This is a genomic window from Chloroflexia bacterium SDU3-3, assembly GCA_009268125.1.
In the GTDB taxonomy this organism is placed as follows: Bacteria; Chloroflexota; Chloroflexia; order Chloroflexales; family Roseiflexaceae; genus SDU3-3.
The window spans coordinates 159,459-176,778 of record WBOU01000004.1; the positions used below are offsets into that span (position 1 = coordinate 159,459).

Consider the following 17,320-nt stretch of genomic DNA (forward strand, 5'->3'; position numbering starts at 1 on the left):
GCTGGCGCTGGGCGTGATCGCCCCGGCCTACCAGTGGCAGGTGCTGAGCCAGCCTGCCGCGCTGGCCCGGATCGAGCGCGAGGTCTACGGGCGCTTCGGGCTGGCGGGCGACCCAGGGGCCGACCTGCGCGGCTACGCGCTGGCTGGGCAGGCCCGCCCCGGCCAGGCGCTGGAGCTGACGCTCTACTGGCACTCGCAGGGTCGCCAGAACCGCGACTGGACGGTGTTTGTGCATCTGGTGGATGCCGACGACACGATCGTGGCCCACGTGAACGGCATGCCGCGCCAGGGTCAGTTCCCCATGGGCCAGTGGGACGCGGGCGACTGGGTGGAGGATACCCACACGCTGGCGCTGCCCGCCGACCTGCCGCCGGGCACCTACCGCCTGCGGGTGGGCCTGTACGACGCCAAGGGCAGCCAGCGCCGCGCCGGGATGTGGGATAAGAAAAACAAGCTACGTGGCGACTACCTAACACTGAGCGATATACAGGTGACAGAATAGGCGCGTGCCGCCGATCGCCTGAAACCATAACGGAGGGGATATGCGCGTACCACTTTCGTGGCTGAAAGCGTTTGTTGATATCGACGTGCCGGTCGAGGAGCTGGCGCACCGGCTGACCATGGCCGGGCTGGAGGTCGAGGGGATCGAGTACCTGGGCCTGCCAGGCGGCGAGCTGCCGTGGGACAAGGACAAAGTGCTGGTGTGCAACATCCTGGATGTGCGGCAGCACCCCAACGCCGACAAGCTGGTGCTGGCCGACGTGGACTACGGCGCAGGCCAGCCGCACACCGTCGTCACCGGCGCGCCCAACCTGCAGCCCTACAAGGATAAAGGGCCAGTCGGCCACCCGCTGAAGTCGGTCTTCGCCAAGGAGGGGGCCGAGCTATACGACGGCCACGCCGAGGGCAAGGTCAAGGTGAAGCTGAAGGGCCGCCCGGTGCGCGGCGTCATGTCGGATGCCATGCTCTGCTCCGAGAAGGAGCTGGGCATCTCCGACGAGCACGAGGGCATCCTGTTCCTGCCTGAGGATGCGCCCACCGGTGCGCCGCTGGCCGACTATCTGGGCGACGTGGTGATCGAGATCGCGATCACGCCGAACTACGCCCGCGCGCTCTCCATCCTGGGCGTGGCCCGCGAGGTCGCGGCGCTGCTGGGCAAGCAGGTGCACATCCCCGAGCTGAGCGCGCCCGCCACCGGCCCTAGCATCGAGGGCCGCTTCCGCGTGACGGTGGAGGCCCCGACGCTCTGCCCGCGCTTCACCGCCACTTTGATCGAGGGCATCGAGATCAAGCCCTCGCCCTACTGGATGCAGCGACGCCTGATGCTGGCCGGGATGCGCCCGATCAGCAACGTGGTGGATGTGACCAACTACCTGATGCTGGAGATCGGCCAGCCCAGCCACTCGTTCGACGCCGACACGATCGCCGAGCAGCACCTGATCGTGCGGCCCGCACGCGAGAGCGAGCGCCTGACCACGCTGGACGGCAAGGAGCGCACGCTCACCCCCGAGCGGCTGCTGGTGGCCGACCCCACCGGCCCGCTGAGCATCGCGGGCGTGATGGGCGGCGAGACCAGCGAGGTGACAGCCAGCACCACCCGCGTGCTGCTGGAGGCGGCCAGCTGGGAGCCGGCCACCATCCGCAAGACCGCGCGCGCCTACGCGCTGCCCTCCGAGGCCTCGCGCCGCTTCGAGCGCGGCGTGGACTGGGAGCTGCCCGTGCTGCTCCAGCAGCGCGCCACCGCCCTGCTCCAGCAGACGGCGGGCGGCACCATTGCCCAGGGCATGATCGACATCTACCCCCAGCCCTGGCAGCAAATAACACTCGACCTGACGCCCGCCGAGGTGCGCCGCATCGTCGGCATCGACCTGAGCGCGGCGGAGATCGCCGCCCTGCTGGCCCCGCTCGGCTTCGGCTGCGCGGTGGAGGCCGACGTGGTGCGCGTGACGGTGCCCAGCTCGCGCCAGGATGTGACCATCCTCGCCGACCTGTGCGAGGAGGTGGCGCGCATGTACGGCTACGACCGCATCCCCGGCACGCTGCTGAGCGATGCGCTGCCCAAGCAGCAGAACAACGTCAGCTTCGAGCTAGAGCAGAAGGCCCGCGACACCATGGTGGGCTGCGGGCTGGATGAGGCCATGACCTACTCGATGACCAGCATGCCCAGCGTGGCCGCCGTCAGCCCGGCGGACGCCGACCCGGCCCTGCACATGCGGGTCAGCAACCCCAACACCCCCGACCGCGAGTACATGCGGCGCTCGCTGCTGCCGGTGTTCCTTGAGGCGGTGGCGGGCAACCTGCGCGAGCAGGAGCGCGTGCTGCAGTTCGAGATCGGGCGCGTGTACCTGCGGCAGGAGGGCCAGGTGCTGCCCGCCGAGCCGCGCTACCTAGCCATCGCTATGGCCGGCCCGCGCACGCCGCTCAGCTGGCACCAGCGCGACGCCGGGGCGATCGACTTCTTCGACGTGAAGGGCGCGGTCGAGACCCTAGTCGAGCGCCTGCACATCGGCGACCAGGTCGAGTTCGCCCCGCTGGATGGCGACCCGCGGCTCCAGCCGGGCCGCGCCGCCGTGCTGCGCCGACGCGCCGCCCCCAGGGGCAAGGCCCCCGCCGAGCCGGGCGCGGTGCTGGGCGTGCTGGGCGAGCTGCACCCCGATGTGCGCGAGCGCCTGGGCATCGAGACGCGGCGCGTGGCCGTGGCCGAGCTGGACCTTGAGCAGCTGATCGCGCTCTCCGCGCCAGCCAAGTACCGCCCGATCTCGCGCTACCCCGCCACCATCCAGGATCTGGCCATGGTGGTGGAGACCGCCACCCCCGCCGACGCCGTGGCCCAGGCCATCCGCAAGTACGCCGGAAACACGCTTGAGTCGCTGGTGCTGTTCGACGTGTACCAGGGGCCGCAGGTGGGCGAGGGCAAGCAGAGCCTGGCCTACCGCCTGACCTTCCGCGCCCAGGACCGCACGCTGGGCGACGCCGACCTGGCCAAGATCCGCCAGAAGATCATCCGCGGCCTTGAGCACGACGTGAAGGCCACCATCCGCGCCTAGCGCGCCCCAGTGCGGCCCGCCGAGCAGCTGTTGCTCGGCGGGCCGCGCGCCAACGACAGCGCGTCGTTTCCCCAGGCGGCATCTCCATCTGCCGTAGTGAAACCATAACCGCCCGACCACGTGCAGCGCCCCACCACCATGCCGCTACCAGACCGCATCACAATCGGCTAGAAGATCGCCCCCCAGCGCTCGGCGCGGCGCAGCAAACCCTGGTATAATTCTTGACAGTACCTACTCCGCGTGCTATCCTACCGTTCACCATCTAAAACCGGCATCGTTCGCACCACAACATTGTGCGCGTATTGTGCCACCCAATGCCATGGATCTAACCACCTCGATAGCGGCTGGTGGCAACGATGCCATATCAGAATCGCACCGTAGTCCCTCATCCTCCCGTCGTAGCTCCTCGGCCAACCAGCTTCCGCCACTTGTGCCGAAGCCCGATTTTGCCGAAAGCCCGACGGCGCACGAGCTTGCCACAAGGCTGCTCTCCTATCAGCGCGCTGGCGATATGGCCGGTGCCACGATGGTGCGAAACGCCTATGCCGTCGCCCGCGAGGCCCACGAGGGCCAGCGCCGCAACTCCGGCGAGCCATACATCGATCACCCGGTCGCCGTCGCCAACATCCTCCTCGACCTGCGCATGGACCCCGCCTCGATCTCAGCAGCCCTCCTCCACGATGTCGTCGAAGATACCCCCATCACCAAAGAGCAGATCACCCAGTTCTTTGGCGAAGAGGTCGCGCATCTGGTGGATGGTGTCACCAAGCTGACCGTGCTGGAGAACCAGACCAAGGAGGAGGCCCAGGCCAACAGCTACCGCAAGATGTTCATCGCCATGGCCGACGACCCGCGCGTGGTGCTGGTGAAGCTGGCCGACCGCATGCACAACATGCGCACCATCGGCTCCATGTCCACCGAGAGCCAGCGGCGCAACGCCCGCGAGACGCTGGACATCTACGCCCCGCTGGCCCACCGCCTGGGCATCTGGCAGATGAAGTGGGAGCTTGAGGACCGCTCGTTCCAGGTGCTCAACCCCGACAAATACTACGAGATCAGCCGCCAGCTGGCCCAGCGCCGCGAGATGCGCGAGCGCACCGTGCAGCGCGTGATCGAGAAGCTGCGCCAGGTGCTGGGCCGCGAGAACATCCAGGCCGACATCACAGGCCGCCCCAAGCATATCTTCTCGATCTACCGCAAGATGGAGCGCAAGGGCGTCAGCCTCGACCAGATCTACGACCAGCTGGCCGTGCGCGTGATCGTGAACAGCGTGGGCGAGTGCTACCAGGTGCTGGGCATCGCCCACACCACATGGCCCCCCGTGCCCGGCGAGTTCGACGACTACATCGCCAACCCCAAGGAGAGCATGTACCAGTCGCTCCACACCACCGTGCTCATCCCCGGCGGCCAGCCCTGCGAGATCCAGATCCGCACCTGGGAGATGCACGAGATCTCCGAGCACGGCATCGCGGCCCACTGGCGCTACAAAGAGGGCTTCGGGCGGCGCGACACCTCGTTCGAGCACAAGCTGGCCTGGCTGCGCGGCCTGATCGACTGGCGGCGCGACCTCGACGACGCCAAGGAGTTCGTCGAGTCGCTCAAGTCCGAGGAGCTGGAGGAGCAGGTCTATGTGTTCTCGCCCAGGGGCAAGATCATCGATCTGCCGCTTGGCTCCACCCCGATCGACTTCGCCTACCGCATCCACTCGCAGATCGGCAACTCTTGCGTGGGCGCGAAGGTCAACAACCGCATGGTGCCGCTGGACTACCAGCTGAAGAGCGGCGAGATCATCGAGATCATGACCTCGAAGACGGTGCGCGGCCCCAGCCGCGACTGGCTGAACTTCGTGCGCACCAACAGCGCCCGCGCCCACATCCGCCGCTACTTCAAGAAGATGCGCCGCGATGAGAACGAGACCGCTGGCCGCGACCTGCTGGAAAAAGAGCTGAAGAAGTTCGGCCTGTCGGTGCCCTTCGACCAGATCGCCCAGATCGTCGGCTCGAAGACGATCGAGGACGTGTTCGCCCTGATCGGCAGCGGCGACACCACCGCCCGCGCCGTGGGCCAGAAGGTGCTGCAGCAGCAGGCCGCCCAGGCCGCCGACCTCGCCCAGATCCCGCAGGTGGCCCCCGCGCCCGAGCGCCGCGCCGACCCCAAGGGCATCCAGGTGCGCGGCGCGGATGGCGTGCTCACCCGCCTGGCCAAGTGCTGCAACCCGATCATCGGCGAGCCGATCGTGGGCTATGTGACGCGCGGCAAGGGCATCACCATCCACCGCGCCGACTGTCACACCATCCTCAACGAGCGCGACCAGGCCCGGCTGGTCGAGGTCACCTGGGGCGGCGGGCCGAAGCAGCAGGGCTTCTCGGTGCCGGTGCGGATCGAGGCCTGGGACCGCGTGGGCCTCTGGCGCGACATCACCAGCGTGATGGCCGACAACGGCATCAACATCGAAGAGGTACGCCAGGTGCCCACCCGCAAGCCCGACCGCGCGATCCTGATGACTCTCCTCACTATCTGCTCCATCCCCCAGCTCACCATGATCATCGACAAGCTCAACCGCCTGCCCGACGTGATCGAGGCGCGGCGCGAGAACAGCGGCGCGGTGCCCGCCGCCTAGCGCGGCGCGCGGGCAGCCACCAGACACAGCGCGGGGGCTAGGCAATATGCCTGGCCCCCGCGCTGTGTCGTGCGCGTCGCTCGCGCAGCTTCGCCGCTAGGCGGCCCCGCCCGAGCCATACAGGTGGCAGCGCACCCAGTGCTGCGGCCCGATCTGCTCGACGCCCGGCATGGCTTGCCTGCACACATCCATCACCTTGGGGCAGCGCGCCACGAACGGGCAGCCCGGCGGCGGATCGATCAGCGAGGGCACCTCGCCGCGCGCATCCACCTTGGCCGCCGTCAGGCTGGCGTGGGGGTTGGGCACCGCCGAGAGCAGCAGCTTGGTGTAGGGGTGGGCGGGCTGGCTCATCAGCTCGTCGCTCTCGGCCCCCTCCACCATATGCCCGGCGTACATCACGATCGTCTGGTCGCCGATGTAGCGGGCGCTGGCGATGTCGTGGGTGATGTAGAGGTAGCCGATGCCGCGCTCCTCCTTCAGCTTCTCCATCAGGTTGAGCACGCCCATGCGGATGGAGACATCCAGCATCGAGATCGGCTCGTCGGCCAGGATGATCTCGGGGTCCACGGCCAGGGCGCGGGCGATGGCCACGCGCTGGCGCTGGCCGCCGGAGAGCTGGTAGGGGAACTTCTGGGCAAAGTCGGTGGCGGGGTTCAGGCCCACGGTGGTCAGCAGATCGATCACCTTGTCGTAGGCCTCGGCCTTGGATGCGGCCTTCTTGTGGATGAACAGCGGGCGCTCCAGGTGGTAGCCGATCGTCTGCGTGGGGTTGAGCGAGCCGAATGGATCCTGGAAGATCATCTGCACGTGGCTGCGGTACTCGCGCGAGGCGCTGCGCGGCTCGGCCTTCAGGATGTCCTGGCCGCGAAACAGGATCTCGCCTGCGGTGGGCGGCATCAGCCGCGCGATCAGGCGGGCCGTGGTGCTCTTGCCGCTGCCCGACTCGCCCACTAGCGAGATCACCTGGCCGCGCCGAATGCTAAACGAAACATCCTCCAGCGCGTGTACGTACCGCTTTTGAAACATGCCGCCCACCGGAAAGTGCTTGGTCAGGCCGCGCACCTCCAGCACCGGCGAGTCGGTATCGACGCCCGCCACCGTCGGCTGGGCAGTTGTCGGTTGCATCATCGTCTATCCTCCTCAGCTGTGGTGCTGGGTTCCAGTTTGGTCGAGGTTCATTCTGACCCGGTCGAGGTTCATTCTGACCCGGTCGAGGTTCATTCTGACCCGGTCGAACCTCATTTTGCACCGGTCGAGGTTCATTCTGACCCGGTCGAGGTTCATTCTGACCCGGTCGAGGTTCATTTTTTCGCCGTCGAACCTCATTTTGCACCGGTCGAGCCTCATTTTGCACCGGTCGAACCTCATTTTGCACCGGTCGAGCCTGTATCTAGTACAGGTGGCAGGCCACAAAATGCCCTGGCGCGACCTCGCGCAGGCGCGGCTCCTCCTGGGTATGGCGGGGCTGCACCTTGGCGCAGCGCGGGTGGAAGCGGCAGCCCGAGGGCGGGCAGACCATGTCGGGCGGCGCGCCGGGGATGCCGGTGAGCTTGACCTTGGGGCCGGTGATCGACGGGAACGAGTTCATCAGCCCCTGGGTGTAGGGGTGCATGGGGTTCTTGAACAGCTCCTGCGCCGAGGTCAGCTCCACGATCTCGCCCGCGTACATCACACCGATCCGGTCGGAGAACTCCACCATCAGCGAGAGATCGTGGGTGATGAAGAGGATGGAGAAGCCCATCTTCTCCTTCAGCTTCTCGATCTGCTGCATGATCTCCTTCTGCACCACCACATCGAGCGCGGTGGTCGGCTCGTCCATGATCATCAGCGGCGGGTTGAGCGCCAGGGCGATGGCGATCACCACGCGCTGGCGCATGCCGCCAGAAAGCTCGTGGGGGTAGGAGTCGATGCGCTGCTTTTCGATGCCCACCAGATCGAGCAGATAGGCGGCGCGATCGCGGGCCTCTTTTTTCGAGAGCTTGAGGTGGCGGATGATCACATCGCAGATCTGGTCGCCAATAGTGATCACGGGGTTGAGCGAGTTCATGGCGCTCTGAAACACCATGGAAACCTGGCTCCAGCGGAAGCTGCTCAGCTCGTCATCCTCCATCTCCAGCACATCATTGCCGCCAAACAGCACCTGGCCGCCGGTGATCACGGCAGGCGGGTGCAGCAGGCGCATCATGGCGTGGGCGATGGTAGACTTGCCGCTGCCCGACTCGCCCGCCAGGCCGAAGACCTCGCCGGGGGCGATCGAGAACGAGACGCCGTCGACGGCGCGCACGGGGCCGCGCGGGGTCATATACTGCACCTGCAGGTCGCGCACATCCAGCAGCGGGGAGCGCAGATCGTGGGCGCTAGGCATTGCGGACAACAGGAGTGGATCGGACACGGCGACGCTGTTTCTTGAAGACATTGCTCAGCTCCTTCTCGGCACGCAGGCGCGGGTTGGTGATCTCATCCATCGCGTAGTTGATCAGCGAGAGCGCGAACGCGACCAGCGCGACGCACAGGCCCGAGGGGATGATCGTCCACCACGCGCCCACCAGCAGCCCGGCGTTATTTTGCGCCCAGTACAGGTTGGTGCCCCAGCTCACATCGCTCACGTTGGTGAGGCCCAGGAAGCTGAGCGTGGTCTCCGCGCCGATGGCGTAGGTGACCGAGCCGATGGTGCTACCCACGATCAGCGAGGTCATATTGGGCAGCAGCTCGCGGAAGACGATCCGCAGGCGGTTCTCGCCGCTGACCACCGCCGCCGATGCGAAGTCCTTCTCGCGCAGCGAGAGGGTCTGCGAGCGCATCACGCGGGCGGGCCATGCCCAGCCCACCACGCTCAGCACGAAGATCATAGTGAGCAGGCCGGGCTTGAGGAAGGCGGCCAGCACCACCAGCAGCGGCAGGCCGGGGATGATCAGCACCACGTTGGTGAGCAGCGAGAGCACATCGTCGATGCGCCCGCCGAAGTAGCCCGCGATCATGCCGATGGCCACGCCCACCAGCGTGGTGAGCAGGCCAGTGGAGAGGCCGACGGCCAGCGAGTTACGCGCGCCCCACACGGTCTGGCGGAACACGTCTTTGCCCTGGCCCTCGGTGCCAAACCAGTGGGTGAGCGACGGCTCCTGGTGGGGCACATCCACAAACTCGTTGGGGTCGCCGGGGGCCACCAGGGGGGCGAACACCGCCATGAGGATGAAGAACAGCACGATCGCCGCGCCCACCATGCCCTTGGCGTTGCCGGTGATCACGCGCAGCCAGGTGGGCGCAAGCCGCTTGCTGGCGGGCTTGGCCACCGCAGGGGCCTTGGTAGCTGGGGCCTGCTGAAGATTCTGTGCCTGCATCGCAGCCTCCTTTAGCTGGCGCGCACGCGCGGGTCGAGCCGCACATACAGCATGTCGATGATCAGGTTGGCCCCCAGCACCGCGAAGGTGATCATGAGGAACAGGCCCTGCATCAGCGGGTAGTCGAGGCTGCTCACCGCCTTGGTGAGCTGGTAGCCCAGGCCGGGGTACGAGAACACCGTCTCGACGATCAGCTGGCCGCCCAGCACGAAGCCCAGCGCCATGCCAAACGCGGTGATGTTGGGCAGCAGGGCGTTGCGGGCCGCATAGTTGAACATGATGCGGTTCTGCGACAGGCCCTTGGCCTCGGCCATGGTGATAAAGTCCTCGCCCAGCATGTTGATCATGGTGTTGCGCATGCCCAGCACCCAGCCGCCGATCGAGACCACGATGATCGCACCCGCGGGCAAGATCAGGTGCTGGAACACACTGCCCACAAACTCCCAGGTCCAGCCCATCTGCAGCTTGTCGCTGTAGGCGTGGCGCAGCGGGAACCAGCCAAACTTAAAGCCCAGGAAGTAGAGGGCCACCAGGGCCAGCCAGAAGAAGGGGAACGAGCCGACAAAGATCAGCAGGGGCGGCAGCACGTTGTCGAGCAGGCCGCCGCGCTTCCAGGCGCTGAAGATGCCCAGCACATTGCCCAGCGTGAAGCTGATCAGCAGCGCCGAGCCGCCGAGCAGCAGCGTCCACATGACGCTGGTGGCGATCACGCTGGTGACGGGGGCGGGGAAGGCCGAGATCGAGGTGCCGAGGTTGCCGTGCAGCACGCTGGAGAGGTACTGGATGTACTGAATGTGCAGCGGGGCGTCGCTGAGGCCGTAGGCCTCTTTCATGGCCTGGATCTGCTCGGGCTGCAGCTGGCCGCGGAACCGCGCGAAGATCACCGACGCGGGGTCGCCGGGCATCAGGCGGGGCAGAAAGAAGTTGATGGTGATGGAGAGCCAGGCCGCAAGTGCGTAGAAGCCCAGCCGTCGAAGGATATATTGCATCGTCGCGCTCCTTTTGTGGGTGCATCGTCGGCGAAGTCGCCCCTGGCCCTTTGGGCCAGGGGCGAGGGCCGCACCACCCGCGGCGGCGCGGCCCCCCTTGCGCTACTTCGGCTGGACGCTGGTCATCACCAGGAGCTGCTCGGGCGTGCCGCTGCCGAACGGCGAGCCCTGGGCGAAGGGGTTATCCTTCGAAGGCCAGCCGGTGAAGCGGCTGGTGTTGAACTCGTACCACGCCGGCCCAGGGAAGAGCGGGATGGCCGGGGCGTTGTCCGAGAACAGCTGCTCCAGCTGCTCGGCGATCTTCACCTGCTCGGCCTCGTCGGAGGTGGCGGCGAAATCGCCCAGCAGCTTGTCGGCCTCATCCAGGCCGAAGCGGTGCCAGTTCTGATCGGAGCTTTCGCCCACGGCCTTGACGGTGGTCTTCGACATCTGGCCACGGTAGTAGTTAAGCGGGGTCGCGCCGCCGTTGCTCCAGCCGATCGAGATGTCGAACTCGCCCTTCTGGACGCGGTCGTACCAGGCGCTGTAGTCGTAGCTCTTCACCGAGGCGTTGATGCCCACGGCCTTGAGGTTCTGCGCGATGATGTTGCAGGCCGAGACCCAGTCGCTCCAGCCCGACACCACGTTGATGTCGTAGACCAGCGGGGTGCCATCGGACAGGGTGCGCATGCCGTCGCCACCCTTGGCCAGGCCAGCGGCATCCAGCAGTTCGTTGGCCTTGGCGATGTCAAGCTTGGTCCAGGTGCCCGCATCCACCACGGCCTGGCTTTTGTACTTGGGGTAGGCGTCGCTCAGACCAGTGACGTCGGCAGGCTTGGTGTAGCCGTACATGGCCACCTTGACGACTTGGTCGCGGTTGATCGCCATGCTGATCGCCTTGCGCACGTTCACGTCGTCGAAGGGCTTCTTGGTGGTGTTCAGGTAGAGCATCACCGTCGCGCCCACCGGCGGGAAGTAGTAGCCGTTGTCGGGCGACTTGGCCACGTAGGTCTTCTCGATGTCGGGCAGGAAGTTCCCGGCCCAGTCGTTCTCGCCGTTGATGGTGGCCAGGTTGGCCTGGTCGTTGCCGGGGTAGGCCGGGAAGCGCATACCGTCGATCATGGGCTTGCCCGACTGCCAGTAGTTGGGGTTCTTGTGAACCTCGTAGATCTGGTTCTGGAAGTTCTGCACCTCGGTGAACGGGCCAGTGCCGACCGGGGTCTCGTTGGTGAAGGTCACCGGATCCTTGACATCCTTCCAGACGTGCTCGGCCACGATGTTCTGGCCCACGATGTCGTACAGGCCGACGGTGTAGACCTCTTTGAAGCTGAACTCGGCGGTGGTGTCGCTCGGCGCGGTCACGGTGTCCAGGTAGACCCAGGCGTTCTGGCCGCTGCCGGTCAGGCCCTTGTTGGCCTTCTGCAGGTTGAAGGTGAAGGCCACATCCTTGGCGGTGAAGGCCTGGCCATCCGACCACTTCACATTGTCGCGGTAGGTGACGGTCAGCTTCTTGTTGTCGCTGCTCCACTCGTACTTGGTGGCCAGCCAGGGCGTCAGCTCGCCCTTGACCGTGTTGTAGACCATGGATGGCTCATAGATGCCATTGATCGTAGGGAATCGGTTGTCGGTGGCAAAGGGGTTGAAGTTGCGGGTCCAGGTGGCTTGCTGCTGGGCCGAGACGGTGAGCAGCGTGGCGCTGCCCGAGCCGCCGGTGGCAGGCGCGGTGGTGGCCTCGGCTGCGGCGGGCGCGGCGGTGGCCTCGGCTGCGGCGGGCGCGGCGGTGGGCTGCGCGGCAGGCGCGGCGGTGGGCTGCTGCGCGGCGGGCGGGGTGCCGCCACATGCGGCCACGGTCATCATCGTCGCGGTCCAAACCGGAATGGTCTTGAGAAAAGATCTGCGCCGTCGAAGGTTTAACATCATTGTCCCCCTCAATCTGGTTACGAGAACATTTCAGGCCATGCGAAAGAAATGCAACATCACGTGGTTACAGTGCGCCCTGGAGCACCCCTTTCTCTTTCCCCGCGCCGTGCAGGTGGGCACCGCACGACTCGCGGATGACAAGCTCGGTGGGGAGGTATCGATAGGCAGGAGAGATCTCCTGAGATTCAAGCTGATCGATGAGCAGGTTGGCGGCGGCCATGCCGACCTCGCTGACCGGCTGGCGGATGGTGGTGAGGCCGATATCGGCGATCACCGGGGCCGAGATGTCGTCGAAGCCGACAATGGCGATGTCTTCGGGCACGCGCAGCCCGGCGGCGCGGATGGCGCGGATGGCCCCCAGCGCCATCATGTCGTTGGCGGCGAACACCGCCGTGGGCGGCTGGGGCAGGGCCAGCAGCAATTGCATGGCCGCAGCGGCCTTGTCCTGCGCGTAGTCGCCAGCCACGATCAGGTCGGGGTCGATCGGGATGGCCTGCTCCAGCAGGGCCTGCTTGTAGCCATCGCGGCGGTCGCAGCCCGACGCGGTGTAGAGCGGGCCGGTGATGGTGGCCACGCGGCGGTGGCCCAGCGACAGCAGGTGGCGCACGGCGATATAGGCGCACTCCTGATTTTGGATATCGACCCAGGAGAGATTACGCAGGTAGGGGTGGCGCTCGCAGAGCACCAGAGGGATCTGATCGCGCAGCAGGCTAGGCAGCATCGGCTCGTCGATCTGGTTGCCGATCATGATCAGGCCGTCGAAGGGGCGTCCGCGCAGCACGCGGGCGTAGAAGCCCTGCTGCATGTCGACGGTGAGCATGGAGATCATCACGAAGTAGCCGCGCCGGCTGGCCGCCGTGATCATGCCGTGCATGGCCACCGAGAGGTAGGGGTCGTGGAAGACCGCCTCGGACATCATGCTGGGCACCAGCACGCCAATGCTGTGGGTGCGGTTGCTGGCCAGGCTGCGCGCCGCCGCGCGGGGCGCGTAGTTGTGCTCCTGGATGACCTGCATGACCCGCTCGCGCACAGCGGCGCGCACGTTGGGGTGGTTGTTGAGCACCCGCGAGACCGTGGAGCGCGAGACCTGGGCCAGAGTGGCAATTTCTTCAATCGTCAGCGATTGCATGGCTGGGAGCGCTCTCAACATTTTGGGTGAAAGCGCATCTATGCCCATACCGATCTGGCATGGAATAACCTAGGTAAATCCGAGCATGCTATGCTTTTAGAAAGCCAAGCACTATGCTTTAGGAAAGAACCTGCACATGCCGCATCCGCGCGGCGCTATGTCTTCACCTATTGGGAACGCTCTCAAGATTATGGCAGAGAGTATAGAAGAGCCGCCAGGTTTTGTCAAGTTGATGTTACTGTGATACCCGAAGTATAGCTTATGTTCTCCATTAAACACAAGCCCATGTTTAATGAGAAAAAACTCACTTTCCCACAGGCAGTGCGGCTAGCTGCTTGCACAGAAGGAGAGCGAGGCTGCAAAGCTGGGGGCGCTTACTTTCCCAAAACGACGGCGCGGTAGCGGTACCACGGGCTGCGCACCGCAGGAGAGGTCACATTTGACGTTGGTCTGGCGCGGATCTGACATGAGCGCGGGCGATAGTGCGTGTTGAGGAGGCGGATGCCCTGCGCGGGCAGCGCCGAGGGGCTAGCCCCTAGGAACCCCACAAGGGGGCGTCGCACCCTCCGAACCCCCAATGTTGAGCGTTCCGATGCTGCTCGCTGGCGGCTGGTGTTCGTGCATATGGCCAGTTTGCACGAGCGGCACCTTCGCCACATGGGCGGGGTGGGCTGAACGGCGCAGCGCAATTCTGCTTTGCAGGCATACCCTGGCGCGCGAGATGATGTGCACGATCGCACCCACATGCTCTGCGCAGAAATGTGATTGCCTCGTAGGGCGTGCTATACTACCCCCTACGAGGCATATCAAAGCTACCTATGGCACCAAGACGAACACAACGACGCTGGCCACAGTCGGCCATCGACCACGCCTGGCGCTGGTTTCTGCTGGCGCTCAAGCTAGGGGCCGTGCTGGCGCTGCTGGCCGCGATCGCCGCCATGGCCGGGGGCGCGTGGCTCTACCGCACCTACGCCAGCGATCTGCCCGAGCCTTCCGAGATCAGCCTGCGCCGCCCGGCGGAGACCACCAAGATCTACGCCCGCGACGGCACCACCCTGCTCTACGAGCTGGTCGACCCGCAGGGCGAGCGCCGCACGGTGGTGCCCTTCGCCGACATCCCGCTGACCCTGCGGCGCGCCACTGTGGCCGTAGAGGACGCCAGCTTCTACCAGAACCCCGGTGTCGACTTTAAGGCGATCGTGCGCGCCTTCGTGCAGAACCAGCGCAGCGACTCGATCGTGAGCGGCGCGTCCACCATCACCCAGCAGCTGGTGCGCAACATCCTGCTGCCCCCCGAGGAGCGCACCCAGCTGACCATGGAGCGCAAGATCCGCGAGGCCTTCCTGGCCTTCCGGGTCTCGCGCGAGTACAGCAAAGATCAGGTGCTGGGCCGCTACCTCAACGAGGTCTACTACGGCCACCAGGCCTACGGCGTGGAGGCGGCGGCCCAGATGTACTTCGGCAAGCCGGTGGCCCAGCTGAACGACGCCGAGTCGACCATGCTGGCTGGGCTGCCGCAGTCGCCCACCACCTACGACCCCTTCAACAACTACCAGGCCGCCAAGGCCCGCCAGCGCGTGGTGCTCGATCAGATGGTGCGCACCGGCGCGCTCTCCGCCGAGGCGGCCAAGGGCATCTACAACACGCCGCTGAAGCTGGTCGCGCCGCGCAGCGACATCCTGGCCCCGCACTTCGTGTTCTACGTGCGCCAGCTGCTGGAGGAGCGCTACGGCCCCGACGCGCTCTACCGCGGCGGGCTGAAGGTGGTAACATCGCTCGATGTGGGGATGCAGAACAAGGCCCAGCAGATCGTGGCCGACCGCGTGGTGAACGGGGTGGATGGCGAGCGCCCGCTGCGCAGCCGCAACGCCACCAACGCCGGCGCGATCATGCTCTCCGCCGACAACGAGATCCTGGCCATGGTGGGCAGCGTGGACTACAACGACGAGGCGATCAACGGGCAGGTGAATGTGACCCTGGCGCTGCGCCAGCCCGGCTCGGCGCTCAAGCCGATCATCTACGCCGCCGCGCTGCAGCGGGGCTGGACGCCCGCCACCGTGCTGTGGGACGAGCCGACCGAGTTCAAGCTGGGCGACGGCGCGGTGTACGCGCCCGTGAACTACGACAACAGCTTCCACGGCCCGCAGCGCGTGCGCATGGCGCTGGCCAACTCGCTCAACATCCCGGCGGTGCAGACGCTGGACTTCGTGGGTATCAACGCCTTCGTGCAGCAGGCCCACGACCTGGGCATCACCACGCTGAACGACCCCAGCCGCTTTGGGCTGGCCATGGCGCTCGGCTCGAACGAGGTGCGGCTGCTAGACCTGACCAATGTGTACAGCACCTTCCGCGACGCGGGCAAGATGCGCCAGCCGGTGGCCATCCTGCGCGTCACCGACTCGCGCGGGGCGGTGCTGGACAGCGGCGCGAGCCGCCCCACACGCCAGGCGCTGGGGGCGCAGGGCGAGCAGGTGGCCTACCTGATCACCGACATGCTGAGCGACAACCAGGCGCGCTGGTTCATGTTCGGGCGGGGCAATGTGATGGAGCTTCCCGAGGGGCGGCCTGCGGCGGTGAAGACCGGCACATCCAACGACTGGCGCGACGCCTGGGCCATCGGCTACACCCCCGAGGTGACGGTGGGCGTGTGGGTGGGCAACAGCGACTCCACGCCCATGCAGGAGATCGCTGGCGTGAACGGCGCGGGCGTGATCTGGCGCGACCTGATGAACAGCTACAACGACGGCAGGCCCATCCGCGCGTTCGAGCGCCCCAAAGGCATCGTGGATGCCCAGGTGTGCGCCGACACCGGCGCGCTGGCCAGCCAGGGCTGCGCGGGCGGCACCGTGGAGGAGCGCTTCATCGCCGGGACCGAGCCGAGCCAGCAGGACTCGCAGACCCAGACGGTGCGCGTGGCGGGCGACGGCAGCTGCCTGGCCGCCTCGTACACCCCGCCCGACCAGGTGCGCATGAAGCAGTTCCCGCTCTACCCCGAGCGCTACCGCGAGTGGGCCAGGCAGCGCGGCATCCCGCAGCCGCCCACGGCCTACTGCCCGCCGCCCGCAGGCGACGCCGCAGGCAGCCTGGCCAGCATCGCCCTGCCCTCGGCCAGCGCGGTGGTGACCACCAGCCAGGTGTTTGTCAGCGGCACGGCGCGCGGGCCGTTTACGCTCGATGTGGGGAAGGGCGACAGCCCCAGCGGCTTCAGCCGGATCAACGCCGGGGCCAGCCCGATCGGCGGCGGGGTGCTGGGGGTGTGGGATGCGGGCGGCCTCGCGCCGGGCAGCTACACGCTGCGGCTGCGGGTGCGCACCCCCGAGGGCGTGGACGCCGAGACGCGGCGCACGGTGGTGGTGGCGCGGCCCTAGCCGCGCGAGACCACCAGCTCCTGCTTGATGCGCTGGGCCAGGATGCCGCGCAGCAGCGTGTTGATCGAATCGTGGAAGATCTCGACCGCCGTCTTCATCAGGTCGTAGAGCGGCTGGAGCGGCGGCGGGATCTGGGTGAAGAAGGCCGACTGGTGCTCGGCGACCAGCCGCGAGATCTCATCGGCGTGCTGCAGCAGCAGCTCGGCCAGGCTGATCGCGGCCTGATCGAGCGGCTGGCTGAGCGCCCACGGCAGCGCGCGCTGCCACTCCTCGGGCAGGCTGGCGCGGGCCTGATCGTCGGTGGAGAGCAGACGCACCTCAAGGATGCCTCGGCTGTAGGTCATGCCGAACAGCACGCGGCGGATGAGCATGTCGATCTGGCGGTTGTGCAGGATGATCTGCTCCAGCGCCTGCTGGCATGGCGCATCCAGCCGACACTGCTCCTGCAGCAGGCTGGCGATGCTCTTGATCGAGACGGGGCACTCAAGGAGGTCGTGCCCGATGATCTGCGCGAGATCGGCGATCGGTGCTTGCCAAAACTTGGCCGTCGTAGATGGATCTTCCATGGAGCACCTCTATTTTCAATGCTGGCAGATAGGTGGAGATCCTCGGGGGATGCCTGCTGCTTCAAGCGGCCCACGCGGCCTCGGGGTCTTCAGCGCCACAAGGCCCGCCTGGGGTGGCTCCTAGCGCTCCGGCAAAGTTGGTCCTACGTTTGGTTTCGAGGGCAAGCCCTCATCCGCTCGCTTGCCCTCAGTATAGCAAGAAAATCTATCTGCGCGGCAAAAAAACGCGTGCCGCAGATAACAACATATTCAGAAAGATCTCGCGATTCTCTCCGATCATACCATTCCCGCCCGCCCCGGTAAAGCAGGACTTTTTGGCAGAGTATGGGCCTATGCGTTCTCGTTCTGCAAAACGTTTTACCAC

At 66.3% G+C, this 17,320-nt stretch carries 10 protein-coding genes; 3 read left to right on the forward strand and 7 right to left on the reverse strand.

What is annotated here, in order from left to right; all coding sequences use genetic code 11:
* Positions 1–542: 542 nt before the first annotated feature.
* Both F8S13_08005 and F8S13_08010 read left to right on the forward strand, forming a co-directional pair.
* A complete protein-coding gene (locus F8S13_08005) occupies positions 543–3,047 on the forward strand; it encodes a phenylalanine--tRNA ligase subunit beta (protein KAB8143837.1) in 2,505 nt (834 codons plus the stop codon).
* Positions 3,048–3,366: 319 nt separating this feature from the next.
* A complete protein-coding gene (locus F8S13_08010; GenBank protein KAB8143838.1) occupies positions 3,367–5,667 on the forward strand; it encodes a bifunctional (p)ppGpp synthetase/guanosine-3',5'-bis(diphosphate) 3'-pyrophosphohydrolase in 2,301 nt (766 codons plus the stop codon).
* Between the two features lie 96 nt (positions 5,668–5,763).
* Here the strand turns inward: F8S13_08010 and F8S13_08015 are convergent, their stop codons facing one another.
* The 6 genes from F8S13_08015 to F8S13_08040 form a co-directional block, all read right to left on the reverse strand.
* Positions 5,764–6,792: an ABC transporter ATP-binding protein gene (locus F8S13_08015; GenBank protein ID KAB8143839.1), complete on the reverse strand. Its 1,029-nt coding sequence runs from the start codon at positions 6,790–6,792 to the stop codon at positions 5,764–5,766.
* A gap of 265 nt (positions 6,793–7,057) precedes the next feature.
* A complete protein-coding gene (locus F8S13_08020; protein ID KAB8144095.1) occupies positions 7,058–8,014 on the reverse strand; it encodes an ABC transporter ATP-binding protein in 957 nt (318 codons plus the stop codon).
* 10 nt (positions 8,015–8,024) lie between these two features.
* The gene (locus F8S13_08025) at positions 8,025–9,005 is read right to left on the reverse strand and encodes an ABC transporter permease (protein KAB8143840.1); all 981 of its coding nucleotides are present in this window, start codon (positions 9,003–9,005) and stop codon (positions 8,025–8,027) included.
* Between the two features lie 11 nt (positions 9,006–9,016).
* Positions 9,017–9,994, reverse strand: coding sequence for an ABC transporter permease (locus F8S13_08030; GenBank protein KAB8143841.1), 978 nt, complete (start codon positions 9,992–9,994; stop codon positions 9,017–9,019).
* A 102-nt stretch (positions 9,995–10,096) separates the two neighbouring features.
* Complete coding sequence (locus F8S13_08035; GenBank protein KAB8144096.1) at positions 10,097–11,830, reverse strand: ABC transporter substrate-binding protein; 1,734 nt, start codon at positions 11,828–11,830, stop codon at positions 10,097–10,099.
* A gap of 127 nt (positions 11,831–11,957) precedes the next feature.
* Positions 11,958–13,070 (reverse strand): LacI family transcriptional regulator, encoded by a 1,113-nt coding sequence (locus tag F8S13_08040; GenBank protein ID KAB8143842.1) that lies wholly within the window; start codon positions 13,068–13,070, stop codon positions 11,958–11,960.
* 770 nt (positions 13,071–13,840) lie between these two features.
* On the opposite strand from F8S13_08040, the gene F8S13_08045 reads away from it, so the two are divergent.
* The gene (locus F8S13_08045; protein ID KAB8143843.1) at positions 13,841–16,390 is read left to right on the forward strand and encodes a PBP1A family penicillin-binding protein; all 2,550 of its coding nucleotides are present in this window, start codon (positions 13,841–13,843) and stop codon (positions 16,388–16,390) included.
* On the opposite strand, the gene F8S13_08050 is transcribed toward F8S13_08045, so the two are convergent.
* Positions 16,387–16,956 (reverse strand): hypothetical protein, encoded by a 570-nt coding sequence (locus F8S13_08050; protein KAB8143844.1) that lies wholly within the window; start codon positions 16,954–16,956, stop codon positions 16,387–16,389. The two genes, F8S13_08045 and F8S13_08050, sit on opposite strands and share 4 nt — an antisense overlap.
* Positions 16,957–17,320 lie beyond the last annotated feature (364 nt).

Bases quoted from the DNA above. Each gene is read 5' to 3' on its own strand.
- F8S13_08050 (KAB8143844.1), bottom strand. From the start codon at position 16,956: ATGGAAGATCCATCTACGACGGCCAAGTTTTGGCAAGCACCGATCGCC.
- F8S13_08030 (KAB8143841.1), bottom strand. From the start codon at position 9,994: ATGCAATATATCCTTCGACGGCTGGGCTTCTACGCACTTGCGGCCTGG.
- F8S13_08040 (KAB8143842.1), bottom strand. From the start codon at position 13,070: ATGGGCATAGATGCGCTTTCACCCAAAATGTTGAGAGCGCTCCCAGCC.
- F8S13_08010 (KAB8143838.1), top strand. From the start codon at position 3,367: ATGGATCTAACCACCTCGATAGCGGCTGGTGGCAACGATGCCATATCA.
- F8S13_08035 (KAB8144096.1), bottom strand. From the start codon at position 11,830: ATGATGACCGTGGCCGCATGTGGCGGCACCCCGCCCGCCGCGCAGCAG.
- F8S13_08005 (KAB8143837.1), top strand. From the start codon at position 543: ATGCGCGTACCACTTTCGTGGCTGAAAGCGTTTGTTGATATCGACGTG.
- F8S13_08045 (KAB8143843.1), top strand. From the start codon at position 13,841: ATGGCACCAAGACGAACACAACGACGCTGGCCACAGTCGGCCATCGAC.
- F8S13_08025 (KAB8143840.1), bottom strand. From the start codon at position 9,005: ATGCAGGCACAGAATCTTCAGCAGGCCCCAGCTACCAAGGCCCCTGCG.
- F8S13_08015 (KAB8143839.1), bottom strand. From the start codon at position 6,792: ATGCAACCGACAACTGCCCAGCCGACGGTGGCGGGCGTCGATACCGAC.